The following is a 16892-nucleotide window of genomic DNA, read 5'->3' as shown; positions in this document are numbered from 1 at the left end:
TCATCGCACAGCAGGGGCCGCATCCGTGAAGACGCGTGTTCCCGTCGATAACGGTGGCCGACATGCCGGCCGCCCTCGCCGTGACGCCCGCCCAGGGTAGCGCAACGCCCTGGTCAGAGAGAAATCAGCGGGGGAACGCGGTGCCGGTGAGCTGTTCGGACAGTTCCCACAGTGCCGCTGCGGTGTCGCTGCTGCGGGCCAGCGGGCTGCGGCCCACCGACCGGGTGGGGCCCATCATCGAGAACCGCGGCCCGACGAAACTGTCGCCGGGGACGTCCTGCGACACGGCGTAGAGCGTCTGGCGGGCACCGAAGTCGGCGTCAGTCGCCAGCCGGCTGCCGATCGACATCAGCGCGTCGCCGAGCTTGCGGCCGCTCTTGCCCTGCAGGTTCGTCGCGCTGTACCCGGGGTGCGCGGTCACCGCCCGCACCGGGGACCCCGACCGCTCCAGCCGGCGCTGCAGCTCGCTGGTGAACAGCAGATTGGCCAGCTTGGACTGACCGTAGGCCGGCCAGGCGGAGTACGGCCGGGCCTTCCAGTTCAGGTCCTTGAGGTTGATGCGGCCGATCCAGTGCATCATCGACGACACCGTGACCACGCGGTCGGTGATCTTGGGCAGCAGCAGGTTGGTCAGCGCGAAGTGGCCGAGGTGGTTGGTGCCGATCTGGCTCTCGAAGCCGTCCTTGGTCTGCGCGTAAGGCACCGCCATGATGCCCGCGTTGTTCACCAGGATGTCCACCGCGTCGACACCGGCGGCGAACTCCCGCACCGACGCCAGATCCTGCAGGTCGAGCTTGCGGACGGTGACGTCGCCGGTCATGCCGGCAGCCGCCTCGTCGCCCTTGGCGGTGTTGCGGACGGCGAGCACCACCGACGCCCCTGCGCGCGCGAGTTCGCGCGCGGTGATCAGTCCCAGACCGCTGTTGGCGCCGGTCACGATGACCGTGCGGCCGGTGTAGGAGGGCAAATCGGCGGCGGTCCAACCAGTCATGGCACCACCCTATAGACGTCGCCTCGCCGCGGCGTCCTCACTTGGGCGGTGGCTTGGGGGCGACGGTGAACCCGGAGATGATCGTCTCGATGTCCTTGCCGTTCGCCTGGGCTTCGTCGGCGAAGCTGGTGACGGTGAGCTGAACCAGGTAGCGCTGATTGGCCGGCGGCGATCCGGTGGCGATCACGACGCGGTTGTAGCTCTGCATCCGCTGGCCGTTGAGGTCGTAGCTGCCCTCGATCATCGAGGACGGGAATCCGCGCCAATTCTTGTCGGAAGCGTTGAGCCGCTTGAAGTTCTCCGACAGCTCCGCATCGCCCGTGCCGTGCTTGACCGCCTCGGCGGCGTCGAACTCACCCTCGAGTTCGAACACCAGCAGCATCGCGATCGGATAGGTGTCGCCCTTGACGATGGTGCGGGTGCCGGGCGCGAAGTTGGGATTCGTGTACGGCTTCCAGCCCGGCGGCGTCGGCACGGTGACCGTGAGATCCGGCAGCCGGTCGGGGGCCACCGGTTTGCCGTCGACGCCGACGCTCTCCAGGTACTGCGACAGCGGCACCGGCGCCTCGGTGCTCGTCGGGGCCGCCGACGTGGTACTGCTCGTCGTCGACCAGACCGCTTCGTAGTCAGGCGTTTCCGCGCCGCATCCGACGGCGGAGGCAACCGTGATCAGCGCGAGCGTTGCCGCCACGCAGCGGCGGACGGTCACAGAATCTCGCGCACCGAGTCGATCGGCCGGGCCAGCCGGGTGCCCTTCGCGGTGACGACGAAGGGCCGCTCGATGAGGATCGGGTGCTCGGCGAGGGCGTCCAGCAGTTCGTCGTCACTCGCGTCGGCCAGATTGAGCTCGCCGTAGAGGGATTCGCGCTTGCGCACCGCGGCGCGCACCTCGATGCCGGCGTCGCGGATCATTGCGGACAGCTCGTCACGCGACGGCGGCGTCTTCAGGTACTGCACCACGGTCGGCTCGATGCCGTTGTCGCGCAGCAGTTCCAGCGTCTTGCGCGACGTGCTGCACCGGGGGTTGTGGTAGACGGTGGCGGTCTGCGCCATCTACGCCGACCCGTCGAAAAGGCTGGTCACCGAACCGTTGTCGAACACGGCGCGGATGGTGTTGGCCAGCAGCGGTGCGATCGACAGCACGGTGAGCTGCGGGAACTGCTTCTCCTCGCCGATCGGCAGGGTGTTGGTGACGATGACCTCGCGGGCCCCGGAGTCGGCCAGCCGTTCGCGGGCGGGGTCGGACAGCACGCCGTGCGTCGCCGCGATGATCACGTCGCCCGCACCGTCCTGCTTGAGCAGTTTGACCGCACCCGCGATGGTGCCGCCGGTGTCGATCATGTCGTCGGTCAGCACGCAGGTCTTGCCGCGCACGTCGCCGACGACGCGGTTGGACACCACCTGGTTGGGCACCAGCGGATCCCGGGTCTTGTGAATGAAGGCGAGGGGAACGCCACCCAATGCGTCGGCCCACTTCTCCGCGACGCGGACACGGCCGGAGTCGGGTGAGACCACCACCATGTCGTGGTCGGCGTAGTTGTCGGCGATGTACCCGGTCAGCAGCTTCTGTGCGCGCATGTGGTCGACCGGCCCGTCGAAGAAGCCCTGGATCTGGTCGGTGTGCAGGTCGACGGTCAGGATGCGGTTCGCGCCGGCGGTCTTCAGCAGATCGGCCACCAACCGGGCCGAGATCGGTTCGCGTCCGCGGTGCTTCTTGTCCTGCCGGGCGTACGGGTAGAACGGCAGGATCGCGGTGATCCGCTTGGCGCTGCCCCGCTTGAGCGCGTCGATCATCAGCAGCTGTTCCATCAGCCATGTGTTGAGCGGCGCCGGGTGGGACTGCAGGACGAACGCGTCGCAGCCGCGAACGGACTCGTCGAAGCGGACGAAGATCTCACCGTTGGCGAAGTCCCGGGCGGTCTGCGCGGTGACCGGGGTGTCGAGCTCCTTGGCCACCTGCTCGGCGAGTTCGGGGTGCGCGCGGCCCGAGAAGAGCATCAGGTTCTTGCGGTTGTCGGTCCACTCGGTGCCCACTGTGCGCCTCTGCCGGTCGGGGGTCGATGTCGGCCCAATCGTACGTAGCGGTCCTGCAGGTGCGCTGCCGGGTTGCCGGATCGCCAACAGATTGGGTCCAGATCACGACCGTTGGTCGTCGTCCCGGTGCTCGGGATCCTCCGCGGCCGCTGCTGCCGCCGCGGCTTCGGCGGCGGCCGAGCCCGGCCGTTTGCGGATCACCCAGCCCTCGATGTTGCGCTGCGGCCCTGCCGACACCGCGAGCGCACCCGGCGGCACGTCCTCGCGGATCACGGTGCCCGCCCCGGTGTAGGCGCCGTCGCCGATGGTGACGGGCGCGACGAACATGGTGTCCGAGCCGGTCCGCACGTGCGAGCCGATGGTGGTTCGGCTCTTGTTCTCGCCGTCGTAGTTGACGAACACGCTGGACGCGCCGATGTTCGTGTTCTCGCCGATGTCGGCGTCGCCGACGTAGGTCAGGTGCGGCACCTTGGTGCCCGCGCCGAGGGTGGCGTTCTTGGTCTCGACGAACGCGCCGAGCTTGCCCGCGGCGCCGAGCACGGTGCCCGGCCGCAGATAGCTGAAGGGGCCGACGGTCGCGCCCGACCCGATGGCCGACTGCGAGCCGTGGGTGCGCACCACCGACGCCGCGTCACCGACGGTGACGTCGGCCAGTGTGGTGTCCGGGCCGATCTGGCAGCGGCCGCCCACGCTGGTGACGCCGAGCAGCTGGGTGCCCGGTTGGATCACGGTGTCCCGGCCGATGGTCACGTCGACGTCGATCCACGTGGTCGCGGGGTCGACGACGGTGACGCCGGCCCGCTGGTGGCCGGCCACGATGCGGCGGTTCAGCTCGGCGCCGAGCGCTGCCAGCTGCACGCGGTCGTTGATGCCTGCGACCAGTGCGCTGTCGTCGACGTGGCGGGCCCGCACCACCAGGCCGTCCTGCCGCAGGATCGAGACGACGTCGGTGAGGTAGAGCTCGTGCTGGGCGTTGTCGGAACCCAGCCGGCGCAGCGCCGAGCGCAGGGCGCCGATGTCGAATGCGTACACACCGGCGTTGACCTCGCGGATCGCCAGCTGGGACGGGCTGGCGTCGGCCTGCTCGACGATGCGGGTGACCTCGTGGTCCTGGGTGCGCAGCACCCGGCCGTAGCCGGTGGGGTCGGGCAGCGTGGTGGTCAGCACCGTGGCTGCCGCGGCCTCAGAAGTGTGGGCGGCCAACAGGTCGGCGAGCGTCTCGGCGTCCAGCAGCGGCACGTCTCCCGAGGTGATCACGACGACGCCGGCGAACTCGTCGGGCAGTGCCGACAGCCCGCACTCGGCGGCGTGGCCGGTGCCGAGCTGCTGGTCCTGCACCGCGATGTCGACGGGACGGCCGACGTCCTCGGCGAGTGCGGCGACCGCCGGCGCGATGCGGTCGCGGTCATGGCCGAGCACGACGACGAGGTGCTGCGGCGCGACCTTGGCGATGGTGTGCAGGACGTGGGAGAGCATGCTGCGCCCGCCGAGCGTGTGCAGCACCTTGGGGGTGTCGGACCGCATCCGGGTGCCCGCGCCCGCTGCCAGCACCAGCACCGCGGCTTCGCCGTGCACCGTCATCGCCGTCCCCTCTTCTCGCAAAAGCGGACGTCTGTCCGTCCACACGCCGCTCAACGCGCCGTTCTGCGCACGTCCGCCGCTGAGAATTGCTCCGTCGCCAGGACTCGAACCTGAACTATCTGAACCAAAATCAGAGGTGCTGCCGATTACACCACGACGGAAAGATCACCTGGAGACTCTAGTCGAAGCAGGCCAGGAGCTACCCTGAGCACGTGGCAGCACCCGACAAGGAAGTGCGTGCACCCCGCGCCCGGATGACCGGCAGTGAGCGGCGCCAGCAACTCATCGAGATCGCGAAGTCGCTGTTCGCTGCGCGTGGCTACGAGGGCACCTCGATCGAGGAGATCGCACAGCGGGCGAACGTCTCCAAGCCGGTGGTCTACGAGCACTTCGGCGGTAAGGAAGGCCTGTACGCGGTCGTCGTCGACCGTGAGATGTCGGCGCTGCTGGACGGCATCACCTCCTCGCTGACCAACAACCGCTCGCGGGTCCGCGTCGAACGGGTGGCGCTGGCGCTGCTGACCTACGTCGAGGAACGCACCGACGGGTTCCGCATCCTGATCCGGGATTCGCCGGCGGCCATCACGTCGGGCACCTACTCGACGCTGCTCAACGACGCGGTCAACCAGGTGAGCTCGATCCTGGCCGGTGACTTCTCCCGCCGCGGCCTCGACCCGGAGCTGGCGCCGCTCTACGCGCAGGCACTCGTCGGCTCGGTGTCGATGACCGCCCAGTGGTGGCTCGATACGCGGGAACCGAAGAAGGAAGTGGTGGCCGCGCACCTGGTGAACCTGATGTGGAACGGCCTGACCCACCTCGAGGCCGACCCCAGGCTGCAGGACGACGAGGGCTAGCACCTTCGGCGAGTTGACACGCGTCAACAGGCGACGGGCGCAGGAGGAACGCGCCCGAGAGACGTTGCCTAGGATGGACGCATCATGACCTCATCGGGGCCCACCCATGTCGAAACCCCGATCTCGGGGCTCATCTCGTTGGCGTTGCGCGATCCGGCGCTCGCCGACCTCACCCGTCGTGCCGCCGAACGGCCCGAGCGGCTCGCCGTGGTCGGACCGGCCAGTGCCCGGGTGCTGGTGGCGGCGGCGCTGGCACAGGCAGGACCGCTGCTGGTGGTCTCGGCGACGGGCCGCGAGGCCGACGATCTGACCGCTGAATTGCGCGGCTACCTCGGTGACGCCGTGGCACTGTTCCCGTCGTGGGAGACCCTGCCCCACGAACGGCTGTCACCGGGGGTGGACACCGTCGGCGCGCGGCTGATGCTGCTGCGCAGGCTGACCCATCCGGACGACGCCCGGCTCGGCCCGCCGCTGCGCATCGTGGTGACGACGACGCGTTCCCTGGTGCAGCCGATGGCGCCGGGCCTCGCCGAGGTGGAGCCGGTGACGTTGACCGCCGGCGCCGAGATCGACTTCGACGGCGTGGTGGCCCGGCTCGTCGACCTGGCATACAGCCGGGTGGACATGGTCGCCCGCCGGGGCGAGTTCGCCGTGCGCGGCGGCATCCTCGACGTCTTCCCGCCCACCGCCGAACATCCGGTGCGTGTCGAGTTCTGGGGCGACGAGGTCTCGGAGATGCGGATGTTCGCCGTCGCCGATCAGCGGTCCATCCCCGACATCGACGTCGACGCGGTGATCGCCGTGCCGTGCCGCGAACTGCTGATGACCGCCGACGTCCGCGATCGCGCGGCCAAGCTGGCCGCGGACCACCCCCGGCTGGAGAACGCGGTACCCGGCGGCGTGCCGGACATGCTGGCCAAACTGGCCGAGGGCATCCCGGTGGACGGCATGGAGGCACTGCTGCCGGTGCTGCGCCCTGGCGAACTGTCGACGCTGGCCGACCACCTGCCCGTGGGGACGCCGGTGCTGGTGTGCGATCCGGAGAAGGTGCGCACCCGTGCCGCAGACCTGATCAAGACCGGCCGGGAGTTCCTGGAGGCGTCGTGGTCCACGGCGGCCGTGGGCGGCGACGCGCCGATCGACCTGGAGGAACTCGGTGCGTCGGGCTTCCTGAACCTCGAGGACGTCGCCGCAGGTGCCCGCGCGGGCGGTCACCCCTGGTGGACGCTGAGCCAGCTGTCCGACGAGTCGGCGGTCGCGCTGGACATCCGGTCTGCGCCCTCGGCGCGTCAGCACTCGTCGGTCGCGGAGATCTTCGCGATGCTGCGCGCCCACGTCACCACCGGTGGTCACGCCGCCATCGTCACGCCCGGCACCGGCACCGCGCACCGGGTCTGCGAGCAGCTCGCCGACGCCGAGACACCCGCGGCGATGCTCGATCCCGGCGCCGAGCCGAAGGCCGGCGTGGTCGGGGTGCTGCGGGGTCCGCTGCACGACGGTGTCATCCTGCCGGGGTCGCAGCTCGTCATCATCACCGAGAGCGACCTGACGGGTAACCGCGTCACCGCGCCCGAGGGCAAGCGGCTCGCCGCCAAGCGGCGCAACGTCGTCGACCCGCTCGCGCTCACCGCAGGCGACCTGGTGGTGCACGACCAGCACGGCATCGGCCGGTTCGTGGAGATGACCGAACGCGTCGTGGGCGGCGCGCGTCGCGAATACCTGGTGCTCGAATACGCGTCGAGCAAGCGGGGCGGCGGTTCGGACCGGCTCTACGTGCCGATGGACTCGCTCGACCAGTTGTCGCGTTACGTGGGCGGCGAGGCGCCGTCGCTGTCCAAGCTGGGCGGCAGCGACTGGGCGAACACCAAGACCAAGGCCCGTCGCGCGGTGCGCGAGATCGCCGGTGAACTGGTGTCGCTCTACGCCAAGCGGCAGGCCGCTCCCGGCTACGCGTTCGGCCCGGACACCCCGTGGCAGGCCGAGATGGAGGACGCGTTCGGCTTCACCGAGACGATCGACCAGTTGACCGCGATCACCGAGGTCAAGTCCGACATGCAGAAGCCGGTCCCGATGGACCGGGTGATCTGCGGCGACGTCGGCTACGGCAAGACCGAGATCGCGGTGCGCGCCGCGTTCAAGGCTGTGCAGGACGGCAAGCAGGTCGCCGTGCTGGTGCCGACGACGCTGCTCGCCGACCAGCACATGCAGACCTTCGCCGCACGCATGGCCGGGTTCCCGGTCACGGTGAAAGGACTGTCCCGGTTCACCTCGCCCGCGGAATCCAAAGCGGTGCTCGAGGGGATGAAGGCCGGGTCGGTCGACATCGTGATCGGCACCCACCGGTTGCTGCAGACCGGCGTGACGTGGAAGGACCTCGGCCTGGTCATCGTCGACGAGGAGCAGCGCTTCGGGGTCGAGCACAAGGAGCACATCAAGTCGATGCGCACCCACGTCGACGTGCTGACGATGAGCGCCACCCCGATCCCGCGCACGCTGGAGATGAGCCTGGCGGGGATCCGCGAGATGTCGACGATCCTGACACCGCCCGAGGAGCGCTACCCGGTGCTGACCTACGTCGGTCCGCACGACGACAAGCAGGTGGCTGCGGCGCTGCGGCGTGAACTGCTGCGCGACGGACAGGTGTTCTACATCCACAACCGGGTTCGCTCGATCGACCAGGCCGCCGCGCGGGTTCAGGCGCTGGTGCCCGAGGCGCGGGTGGTGGTCGCGCACGGTCAGATGCCCGAGGAGCTGCTCGAGCGCACGGTCGAGGGCTTCTGGAACCGCGAGTACGACATCCTGGTGTGCACCACGATCGTGGAGACCGGGCTGGACATCTCCAACGCCAACACCCTGATCGTCGAGCGGGCCGACACGTTCGGCCTGTCGCAGCTGCATCAGCTGCGGGGCCGGGTGGGTCGTAGCCGGGAACGCGGCTACGCCTACTTCCTGTATCCGCCCGAGATGCCGCTGACCGAGACGGCCTACGACCGGCTGGCCACCATCGCCCAGAACAACGAACTCGGCGCGGGCATGGCGGTGGCGATGAAGGACCTCGAGATCCGCGGCGCGGGCAACGTGCTCGGCGCCGAGCAGTCCGGGCACGTGGCGGGGGTCGGTTTCGACCTCTACGTCCGGCTCGTCGGCGAGGCGGTGGAGGCCTACCGAGCCGCCGCCGACGGCAAAACCGTTGCCACAGCGGAAGAGCCGAAGGACGTCCGGATCGACCTGGCGGTCGATGCGCACCTGCCGCCGGACTACATCGCCAGCGACCGGCTGCGGCTGGAGGGCTACCGCCGGCTCGCTGCGGCGCACGACGACGCCGGGGTGGACGCGGTGATCGACGAGCTGGTCGACCGGTACGGACCGCTGCCGGAACCGGCGCTGCGGCTGGTCGCGATGGCGCGGCTGCGGTTGCTCTGCCGGGAGTACGGCGTCACCGAGGTCAGCGGCGTGTCCGGGGCGACGGTGAAGGTGTCGCCGCTGGAACTCCCCGATTCGGCGCAGTTGCGGCTCAAGCGTTTGTATCCGTCGGCGTCCTACCGGGCGACCACCGGGACGGTGCAGGTCCCGATACCGCGGGCCGGTAGCGGGGTCGGCTCGCCACGGATCCGTGACCTCGAACTGGTGGCGATGGTCGCGGGCTTGATATTGACGCTTAGCGGGAATGCTGTGACGGATGTTGATATAACCAAATTCGGAGGTGGCCCGGCCATGACGGACAGACGGCAGACGCCATGACAGTCGTGCTCGTCGATCCGCGCCGCCCCTCCCTGGTCCCGGTCGCAGCCATCGAGATGTTGGCCGGTGACGTGCAGTACACCGAGGAGATGCCGATCGCGGTGCCGTGGTCGCTGCCCGCGGCCCGGCCGGCCTACGACGGCGAGGACGCCCCGGTGCTGCTGTCCTCGGATCCCGAGCATCCGGCGGTCAGGACGCGCCTTGCGGCGGGTGACCGATTGATCGCCGCGCCGGAACCGCAGGGGGGCGAACGACTGGTCGACGCCGTCGCCATGATGGACAAGCTGCGCACCGCGGGGCCTTGGGAGAGCGAACAGACCCACGACTCGCTTCGGCGCTATCTGCTCGAGGAGACCTACGAGCTGTTCGACGCGGTGCACAGTGGCAATGCCGACGAGCTCCGCGAAGAACTCGGAGATGTGTTGCTGCAGGTGCTGTTTCACGCCCGGATCGCCGAGGACGCCCCTGAGCACCCGTTCACGATCGACGACGTCGCCGACTCCCTGGTGCGCAAGCTCGGCAACCGGGTGCCCGCAGTGCTGGCCGGCGAGTCGATCTCGCTGGACGAGCAGCTCGCGCAGTGGGAGGAACGCAAGGCCCAGGAGCAGTCGGTCAGGTCGCGCAGGTCGTCGATGGACGATGTGCCGACCGGTCAGCCCGCCCTGGCGTTGACGCAGAAGGTGATCGCCCGGGTCACGCAGGCGGGGCTGCCGGCGGATCTGATCCCCGCCTCACTCACCGCCGTCACGATCTCGGCCGACGTCGACGCCGAGAACCACTTGCGTACAGCGACTCTGGAGTTCATGGAGACCGTGCGGCGGGTGGAGAGGGACATCGCGGCAGGCCGCCGCGGCGAGGACGTGCCTGAGGAACTCGACATCGCGTCGCTCGGCGCGGTGAGCGAGGACGAGTGGCGGGAGTACTGGCCGTCGGACACCGCGCCGGACGTGGACGCCACCATCGATGACGACTTTCTCGACGACATTGCGGAAGACGTTGCGGCCGAGGACATTACGGAAGACGGTGCCGATGACGACGTTGAGGATGACGTCGCCGATGACGACGCAGAGCTGGAGGTCGAGATGAACACCGAACCCGCACCGGACCGGATTCCTGAGCCGTCACCGGTCGAGGTGCCCGAACCCGGTCCCGTCGAGGTGCCCGAGCCGTCGCCGGTCGACGTGCCCGAACCCGCGCCGGCCGATCCGCCTGCCGCCGGCGAGGTGAGCACCGCCGAGCGCTGACTCGCCGAGCGTGAAGTGGTGGCGAGAATCGGCGCCGAATGTCGCCGTGGTTGCACACTCGGCGCGCTTGTGGCTCAGGCGAAGAGGGTCGAGCCCCAGTAGGCCGACTCGTCACCTTCGCGCAGCCCGGGCGGGCAGGCGAAGATCGCCGTCCCGGTGTGGGTGATGTACTCGTTCATCGCATCCTTGCGCGACATCTCCGCCTGCATCGGGATGAACTGGGTGATGGGATCGCGGACGAACGCGATGAAGAACAGCCCGGCGTCGAGGTGGCCGAAGCCGTCGGTGCCATCGGTGAAGTTGTAACCGCGGCGCATGATCTCGATGCCGCCAAGGTTCTCCGGTGACACCAGGCGCACGTGTGCGTCGACGTCGATCAGCGGGGCGTCCTTGTCGTCGCGCAGGTCGAGATTGAGTTCCTCGAACTCGTCGGTGAGCCCGTTGGGGGCGCCGCTGCCCTTCTGCCTGCCGATCACCCGCTCCTGCTCGAGCAGCGTGGTGCGGTCCCAGTTCTCGATGCGCATCCGGATCCGGCGGGTCACCAGATACGACCCGCCGGTGAGCCAGTCCGGGCCGTCGCCGTCGGCGACCCACACGAACTGGTTGATCTTGTCGGTCTCCTCGGCCTTGAGGTTGGCCGTCCCGTCCTTGAAGCCGAACAGATTTCGCGGCGTGGCCTGTTCCTGGGTGGTCGAGCTGGTGCGTCCGAAACCGAGCTGCGCGTAACGCACCGCCACCGTGCCGAAGCCGACGCGCGCGAGGTTGCGGACAGCGTGGAAGGCGACCTGCGGATCGTTGGCGCACGCCTGGATGCAGATGTCCCCGTAGCTCTTGTTCGGGTCCATAGTCTCGTTCGGGAACTTCGGCAGCTTCGCGAGTTCCTTCGGCAGCTTGTCGGCGATGCCGAACCGGTCCTTGCCGTCCTTGCGAAAGAACGAGGGGCCGAAGCCGATGGTGAGCGTCAGCTGCGATGCGGGCAGGCCGAGCGCCTCGCCGGTGTCCGGCGGCGGCGCATAGGGATTGTGGTCGACCGCACCGCCTGCGACCGTCTCCTCGCCGCGGGCCATCCGCTCGGCCATCTCGGTCCACTGCTTGAGCAGCCCGATGACGTCCTCGCGGCGGTCGGTGGTGACGTCGAAGACGACGAAGTTCATCCGGTCCTGCTGGGCGGTGACGATGCCCGCCTGATGTTCGCCCCGGAACTCGACGGGACTCTGCAGCCCCGCGGTGGACGTGCTGGCCGCTGAGGCACGGCCGGCCAGCGCACCCGCGCTGGCCGCGCCGACGACCGCGGCACCCACGCCCGCCGCGCCGAACAGCTTGCGCCGGGAGAGCCCGGCGTTCTGCTGCCCGGCCTGCGGCGCGGGCGGTTCGGTGTTACTTCTGGGCGACGACACCTTGGACCTGGCTGACTTCCTTGCTCAGCGCGTCGATGGCGCGCGACAACTCCTGACGCTGCGGCTCGGTGACCTTGTCGTAGGAGACGAAGCCGTCGCCTTCACGATACTTCTCCAGCAGCGCCTCGACGTCCTCGAAGCGCTGGTCGACGCGTTTGCCCAGTTCGGCGTCCTTCTCGTCGAGGATCGGCCGCACCGAGGACACCGCGGTCTGCGAACCCTGCAGGTTGGCGTTGAAGTCCCACAGGTCGGTGTGGCTGAAGATGTCCTCTTCGCCGCTGATCTTGCTGATCGCGATCTCGTCGAGCAGGCCCTGCGCGCCACCGGCGATCTGGGTCGAATCGATCGAGTAGTCGGGCGCCTTGACGCCGTCGTTGAGTTCCTTGACGTCGGCGATCAGCTGATCACCGAGCTTGTCGGTCTCGGGGGTGAGGCCGGTGACCCACAGCGCCTTCTCGATGGCGTGGAAGCCGGTCCACTTCTGGCCCTCCTCGAGATCGGCCTCGCGCAGGTCGATGCGCGGGTCGAGGTCGTTGGGGAACGACTCGGCGACGGGCTCGATGCGTTCGAAGTAGACACGCGAGGTGGGGAACTGCGCCTTGGCCGACGCGACGTCGCGGGCCTTGACCGCGGCGACGAACGCCTCGACCGCGGGCACCAGTGCCTCGGTCTGGCTGTTGACGTACCGCTTGTAGCTGTCGGCGGCCTCTTTGAACTTGCCCTCGGTGTCGATCTGGACCGCGTCGCCGGTGACCATGAAGTCGCTGCGGATGCCGTCACCGACCATCCCGGGGCGGCACGACGTCTGGTAGGTGCCGGGCTCGGTCAGCTGGACGATCAGCTTGCGCTGCAACCCGGGGGAGATGTTCTCCACCTCGCCCATCACCCGGTCGCCCTCGCCGTAGACGTAGAACTCGGTGACCTTGTTGCCGCTGTTGGTGACGACGAAGGTGCTGGGCCCGGTCGAGGCCTCGGTGCCCGACAGCTTGCACTCGCTGTCGGAGGCCTCGACGGTGATGTCGCCGGCGGCTCCGCCCCCGGCGTTGTCGGTGCCCTCGTCCTTGGCCTGGCAGCTGGTCAGCGAGACGCCGGCCAGCAGGGCGGCGACGGCGGCCATGCCGGCCTTCGCTCCGGGGAGATTGTTCACGTGGTGGACCTTTCGGACGAGGTGTCGGACGGTAGAGAACTCTGGGGTTCGGCGGGGGTGGCGGCGGGCTTGGTGCTGGTGACCGGCCACAGGAACGCGGTCAGCACCACCACCAGATAGGCCAGCCACAGCAGCAGCTGCAGCCAGGTGGGTGACGGCGTGATGTTGAAGACGCCCTGGATCACCTCGCCGTACCAGGCCGACCAGTTGAACGATGCGCTGACGTCGAACGCGCGCGAGCCGAGGCCGGGCAGCCAGCCGACGGTCTGCAGCGCGCCGATGCCGTAGGCCAGGATCCCGGCCGCGACGACGATCAGGAACACGCCCGTGTACTTGAAGAACTTGGCGAGGTTGATCCGGACGGCGCCGGCGTACATGCCGTAGGCGATGGCCGCCGCGATCAGTACCCCGATGATCAACCCGAGGAGTGGCCAGGCGGTTTCGGCCTCGGCGAGGCCGACCATGAACAAGGCGGTCTCGACGCCCTCACGCCCGACGGCCAGGAACGCCAGCGCCGTCACCGCGAATGCGCCGGCCTCCAGCGCCCGCGTCATCTCGGTGCGCAGTTCGCCGGACAGCCCGGCGGCGGCCTTCTTCATCCACAGCACCATGGTGGTGACGATCGCGACCGCCACCAACGACGCGACACCGGCGATCGCCTCGGCCCCGAGGCCGGTGATGGTGTACGCGGAGAATTGGATGGCGAGGAACACGACGACAGTCATCGCGATTGCTGCGCCCACGCCCAGCCACACCCATTTCAGGGCGTCGCGGCGGTCGGACTTGACCAGGAACGCGACCAGGATGGAGACCACGATCGCCGCTTCGAGACCCTCGCGGAGACCGATCAGACCACTGCCGAACAGCTGCGATGTCACATTGGGGGCGGCGGCGTGGATGCTGGCCGGGAATCCCGCAGACGCAGTCATCGACGCAACCTCGCTCCAGGAAATTCGGTAAGCCAGCTATGCCTATCCATAGCAAGGCGTGGCTCACCTTAGCAGGGCATTCTGGCTACGTGGACGGGTCTGCGAGACGTGATGTTGCAGACCGGCGTTGCGAACCACGGCGCTGCGCGTGCAACTATGGGGACAGCAGAGCAGGTTGAGGAGTCCGGTGTCGCCAGTTCGTTGGCTGCGGGCTGTCGCGGTGATCGGCGCGACGGCCCTGCTGATGGCTTCCAGTTGTTCATGGCAGCTGGGCGCGCCGATCCCCGAGGGAATCCCGCCACCGGCGGGGGACCCGGTGCCTGCCATCGACACCTACGCCTCGGGCCGTCCCGCCGACCAGTTGCACGACTGGGCCGCCGAGCGTGCCGATGCGCTCGAGATCCCGGTGACGGCGCTGGAGGCCTACGCCTACGCCGCCCGGGTCGCCGAGGTCGAGAACCCCGACTGCCACCTGTCCTGGACGACGCTGGCCGGCATCGGGATGGTGGAGAGCCACCACGGCGGCTACCGGGGCTCGATGGTGTCCACGGACGGGGCGGTGACACCGCCGATCCGGGGAATGCAGCTCGACGGTTCCAGCGGCAACATGAAGATCGACGACACCGACGGCGGCGAACTCGACGGCGACACCGAGCTGGACCGGGCCATGGGCCCGATGCAGTTCATCCCGGAGACCTGGCGGCTCTACGGCGTGGACGCCAACAACGACGGCCAGGTCAGCCCCGACAACATCGACGATGCCGTGCTCTCGGCGGCCGGCTACCTGTGTTACCGCGGCAAGGACCTGTCCACCCCCCGCGGCTGGATGAACGCACTGCGCGCCTACAACTTCTCCGACCAGTACGCGCGGACGGTGCGCGACTGGGCCACCGCCTACGCCCAGGGCCGCTCGCTGTAGGCGCGTCCTCGTTCCGCCGTCGCGATCTCCAGCCTCTAGGCTGAGTGCGCAACGAGCCAGTCGCCGCAGACCAAGGAGACGCCAGTGCCCATCATCGAGCAGGTCGGAGCCCGCGAGATCCTCGACTCCCGCGGCAACCCGACGGTCGAGGTCGAGATCGTGCTGGACGACGGCAGCTTCGCCAGGGCCGCGGTGCCCTCGGGCGCGTCGACCGGCGAACACGAGGCCGTGGAATTGCGCGACGGGGGTTCCCGCTACGGCGGCAAGGGCGTGCAGAAGGCGGTGGAGGCCGTCCTCGACGAGATCGGCCCGACCGTCATCACCATGAGCGCCGACGACCAGCGGCTGATCGACCAGGCGCTGCTGGACCTCGACGGCACGCCGGACAAGTCCCGGCTGGGCGCCAACGCCATCCTCGGCGTCTCGCTGGCGGTGGCGAAGGCCGCCTCGACGGCCGCCGAGCTGCCGCTGTTCCGCTACATCGGCGGTCCGAACGCCCACATCCTTCCGGTGCCGATGATGAACATCGTCAACGGCGGCGCGCACGCCGACACGGGTGTCGACGTGCAGGAGTTCATGGTGGCCCCGATCGGGGCGGCGTCGTTCAAGGAGTCGCTGCGGTGGGGCGCCGAGGTGTACCACTCGCTGAAGTCGGTGCTCAAGAAGCAGGGCCTGGCCACCGGCCTCGGTGACGAGGGCGGATTCGCGCCCGACGTCCCCGGCACCAAGGCGGCACTCGACCTGATCTCGTCGGCGATCGAGGGGGCCGGCTTCAAGCTCGGCTCCGAGATCGCGCTGGCGCTCGACGTGGCGGCCACCGAGTTCTACACCGCCGGGACGGGTTACGCGTTCGAGAAGGAGACCCGCACCGCCGAGCAGATGGCGCAGTTCTACGGCGAGCTGCTCGACTCCTACCCGCTGGTGTCGATCGAGGACCCGCTGTCGGAGGACGACTGGGACGGCTGGGTGGCGCTGACCACCGAGATCGGCGACCGCGTGCAGATCGTCGGCGACGACCTGTTCGTCACCAATCCCGAGCGGCTCGAAGAGGGCATCGACCGCGGCGCGGCTAACGCACTCCTGGTCAAGGTCAACCAGATCGGCACCCTCACCGAGACCCTCGATGCGGTCGCGCTGGCCCACAACAGCGGTTACCGCACGATGATGAGTCACCGCAGCGGTGAGACCGAGGACACCACCATCGCCGACCTCGCGGTCGCCGTGGGCAGCGGGCAGATCAAGACCGGTGCGCCGGCCCGCAGCGAGCGCGTCGCCAAGTACAACCAGTTGCTGCGCATCGAGGAGATCCTCGGCGACGCAGCGCGCTACGCAGGCGATCTGGCGTTCCCGCGGTTCGGCGTCGGCGAGGGTCAGGCCTGACACAGACGTGCCCGACGCGAAACGGCCCGACCCGAGGCGGCGGTCACCGGCTTCCCGGCCAGGGAAGCCGGCGAAGCCCGGCGAGTCGAAGCGGGACCGTCCGCGCGGTGCGTCGCCGGTGCGCCGCGAGCCCCGGGCCATCGAGGCGAAGCCGTCCGCCCCCGAGACCACACCCGAGGTCACCGACGCCATCCGCGAGTCGATCGCGGCATCGGCCGAGCAGCAGTCGGAGCAGCGGTTCGGGTCGGCGGCGCGGCGGGCCGCGATCCTGGCCGCGGTGGTGTGCGTCCTGACGTTGACGATCGCCGGTCCGGTGCGGACCTATTTCGGGCAGCGCACCGAGATGCAGCAGCTGCGGGCCAGCGAAGCGGTGCTGCGTGAGCAGATCGCCGAACTCGAGCAGCAGAAGGTCAAACTGGCCGACCCGGTGTTCGTCGCCGCCCAGGCCCGGGAGCGCCTCGGCTTCGTGATGCCGGGGGAGATCCCGTACCAGGTGCAGCTGCCGCCGTCCGCGGTGGTTCCGGGTGCGCCCGACGCCCGCGTGGACACCGTCCCGCCGGGCACGCCGTGGTACTCGGCGCTGTGGAGCACCATCGCCGATGCGCCGCACGGCCTTCCGCCGAGCGCGACGCCACTTCCGCCGCCCCCGCCGGGTCCGCCGCCCGGCCCGCCCGC

General features: G+C 69.3%; 14 protein-coding genes and 1 tRNA gene. 6 read left to right on the top strand and 9 right to left on the bottom strand.

Translation table 11 applies throughout. From position 1 onward, the window contains the following. Positions 1–124 precede the first annotated feature (124 nt). From H7I41_RS09790 to H7I41_RS09765, 6 genes are all read right to left on the bottom strand, one after another. Positions 125–991, bottom strand: coding sequence for an oxidoreductase (locus H7I41_RS09790; protein ID WP_264012382.1), 867 nt, complete (start codon positions 989–991; stop codon positions 125–127). A gap of 37 nt (positions 992–1028) precedes the next feature. Further along, positions 1029–1700, bottom strand: a complete 672-nt coding sequence (locus H7I41_RS09785) for an LpqN/LpqT family lipoprotein (RefSeq protein WP_264012381.1) — start codon at positions 1698–1700, stop codon at positions 1029–1031. Next, the gene (gene arsC / locus H7I41_RS09780; protein ID WP_264012380.1) at positions 1697–2044 is read right to left on the bottom strand and encodes an arsenate reductase (glutaredoxin); all 348 of its coding nucleotides are present in this window, start codon (positions 2042–2044) and stop codon (positions 1697–1699) included. The genes H7I41_RS09785 and arsC overlap by 4 nt, the downstream gene beginning before the upstream one ends. After that, entirely contained in the window at positions 2045–3025 is a 981-nt protein-coding gene (locus H7I41_RS09775; RefSeq protein ID WP_264012379.1) for a ribose-phosphate diphosphokinase, read from the bottom strand. A gap of 102 nt (positions 3026–3127) precedes the next feature. After that, positions 3128–4606, bottom strand: a complete 1479-nt coding sequence (gene glmU / locus H7I41_RS09770) for a bifunctional UDP-N-acetylglucosamine diphosphorylase/glucosamine-1-phosphate N-acetyltransferase GlmU (RefSeq protein ID WP_264012378.1) — start codon at positions 4604–4606, stop codon at positions 3128–3130. 89 nt (positions 4607–4695) lie between these two features. After that, positions 4696–4767 (bottom strand) — tRNA-Gln (locus H7I41_RS09765). Between the two features lie 93 nt (positions 4768–4860). On the opposite strand from H7I41_RS09765, the gene H7I41_RS09760 reads away from it, so the two are divergent. The 3 genes from H7I41_RS09760 to H7I41_RS09750 all read left to right on the top strand — a co-directional run bounded on the left by H7I41_RS09760 (position 4861) and on the right by H7I41_RS09750 (position 10445). Further along, positions 4861–5460 carry a TetR/AcrR family transcriptional regulator gene (locus H7I41_RS09760; protein WP_264012410.1) on the top strand — a complete coding sequence of 200 codons (600 nt, stop codon included), beginning with the start codon at positions 4861–4863 and terminating at the stop codon, positions 5458–5460. Between the two features lie 84 nt (positions 5461–5544). Next, on the top strand, positions 5545–9201 hold the full coding sequence (gene mfd, locus H7I41_RS09755; protein WP_264012377.1) for a transcription-repair coupling factor: 3657 nt from the start codon (positions 5545–5547) through the stop codon (positions 9199–9201). Next, positions 9198–10445 carry a nucleoside triphosphate pyrophosphohydrolase gene (locus H7I41_RS09750; protein ID WP_308214599.1) on the top strand — a complete coding sequence of 416 codons (1248 nt, stop codon included), beginning with the start codon at positions 9198–9200 and terminating at the stop codon, positions 10443–10445. The genes mfd and H7I41_RS09750 overlap by 4 nt, the downstream gene beginning before the upstream one ends. 74 nt (positions 10446–10519) lie before the next feature. Here H7I41_RS09750 and efeB read toward each other — a convergent pair whose 3' ends face one another. The 3 genes from efeB to efeU are packed head-to-tail and all read right to left on the bottom strand — an operon-like array spanning position 10520 to position 13918. Beyond that, positions 10520–11842, bottom strand: coding sequence for an iron uptake transporter deferrochelatase/peroxidase subunit (gene efeB, locus H7I41_RS09745; protein ID WP_264012376.1), 1323 nt, complete (start codon positions 11840–11842; stop codon positions 10520–10522). Then, positions 11823–12959, bottom strand: coding sequence for an iron uptake system protein EfeO (gene efeO, locus H7I41_RS09740; RefSeq protein WP_264012409.1), 1137 nt, complete (start codon positions 12957–12959; stop codon positions 11823–11825). Before efeO ends, efeB begins: the two co-directional genes overlap by 20 nt. Positions 12960–12985: 26 nt before the next feature. Then, complete coding sequence (gene efeU / locus H7I41_RS09735) at positions 12986–13918, bottom strand: iron uptake transporter permease EfeU (protein ID WP_264012375.1); 933 nt, start codon at positions 13916–13918, stop codon at positions 12986–12988. A gap of 187 nt (positions 13919–14105) precedes the next feature. Between efeU and H7I41_RS09730 the strand changes: the two genes are divergently transcribed. From H7I41_RS09730 to H7I41_RS09720, 3 genes are all read left to right on the top strand, one after another. Continuing rightward, positions 14106–14837: a lytic transglycosylase domain-containing protein gene (locus tag H7I41_RS09730; RefSeq protein WP_264012374.1), complete on the top strand. Its 732-nt coding sequence runs from the start codon at positions 14106–14108 to the stop codon at positions 14835–14837. Between the two features lie 84 nt (positions 14838–14921). Then, positions 14922–16217: a phosphopyruvate hydratase gene (eno, locus tag H7I41_RS09725; protein WP_264012373.1), complete on the top strand. Its 1296-nt coding sequence runs from the start codon at positions 14922–14924 to the stop codon at positions 16215–16217. A gap of 7 nt (positions 16218–16224) precedes the next feature. After that, positions 16225–16892: FtsB family cell division protein (locus tag H7I41_RS09720; protein WP_264012372.1), on the top strand; the 668-nt coding region annotated here is incomplete at its 3' end.

It is taken from the genome of [Mycobacterium] manitobense, assembly GCF_025821665.1.
GTDB classification, from domain to species: domain Bacteria; phylum Actinomycetota; class Actinomycetes; order Mycobacteriales; family Mycobacteriaceae; genus Mycobacterium; species Mycobacterium arseniciresistens.
The sequence above is the reverse complement of the archived record's forward strand: the minus strand, read 5'-3'. Positions and strand labels throughout refer to the sequence as shown.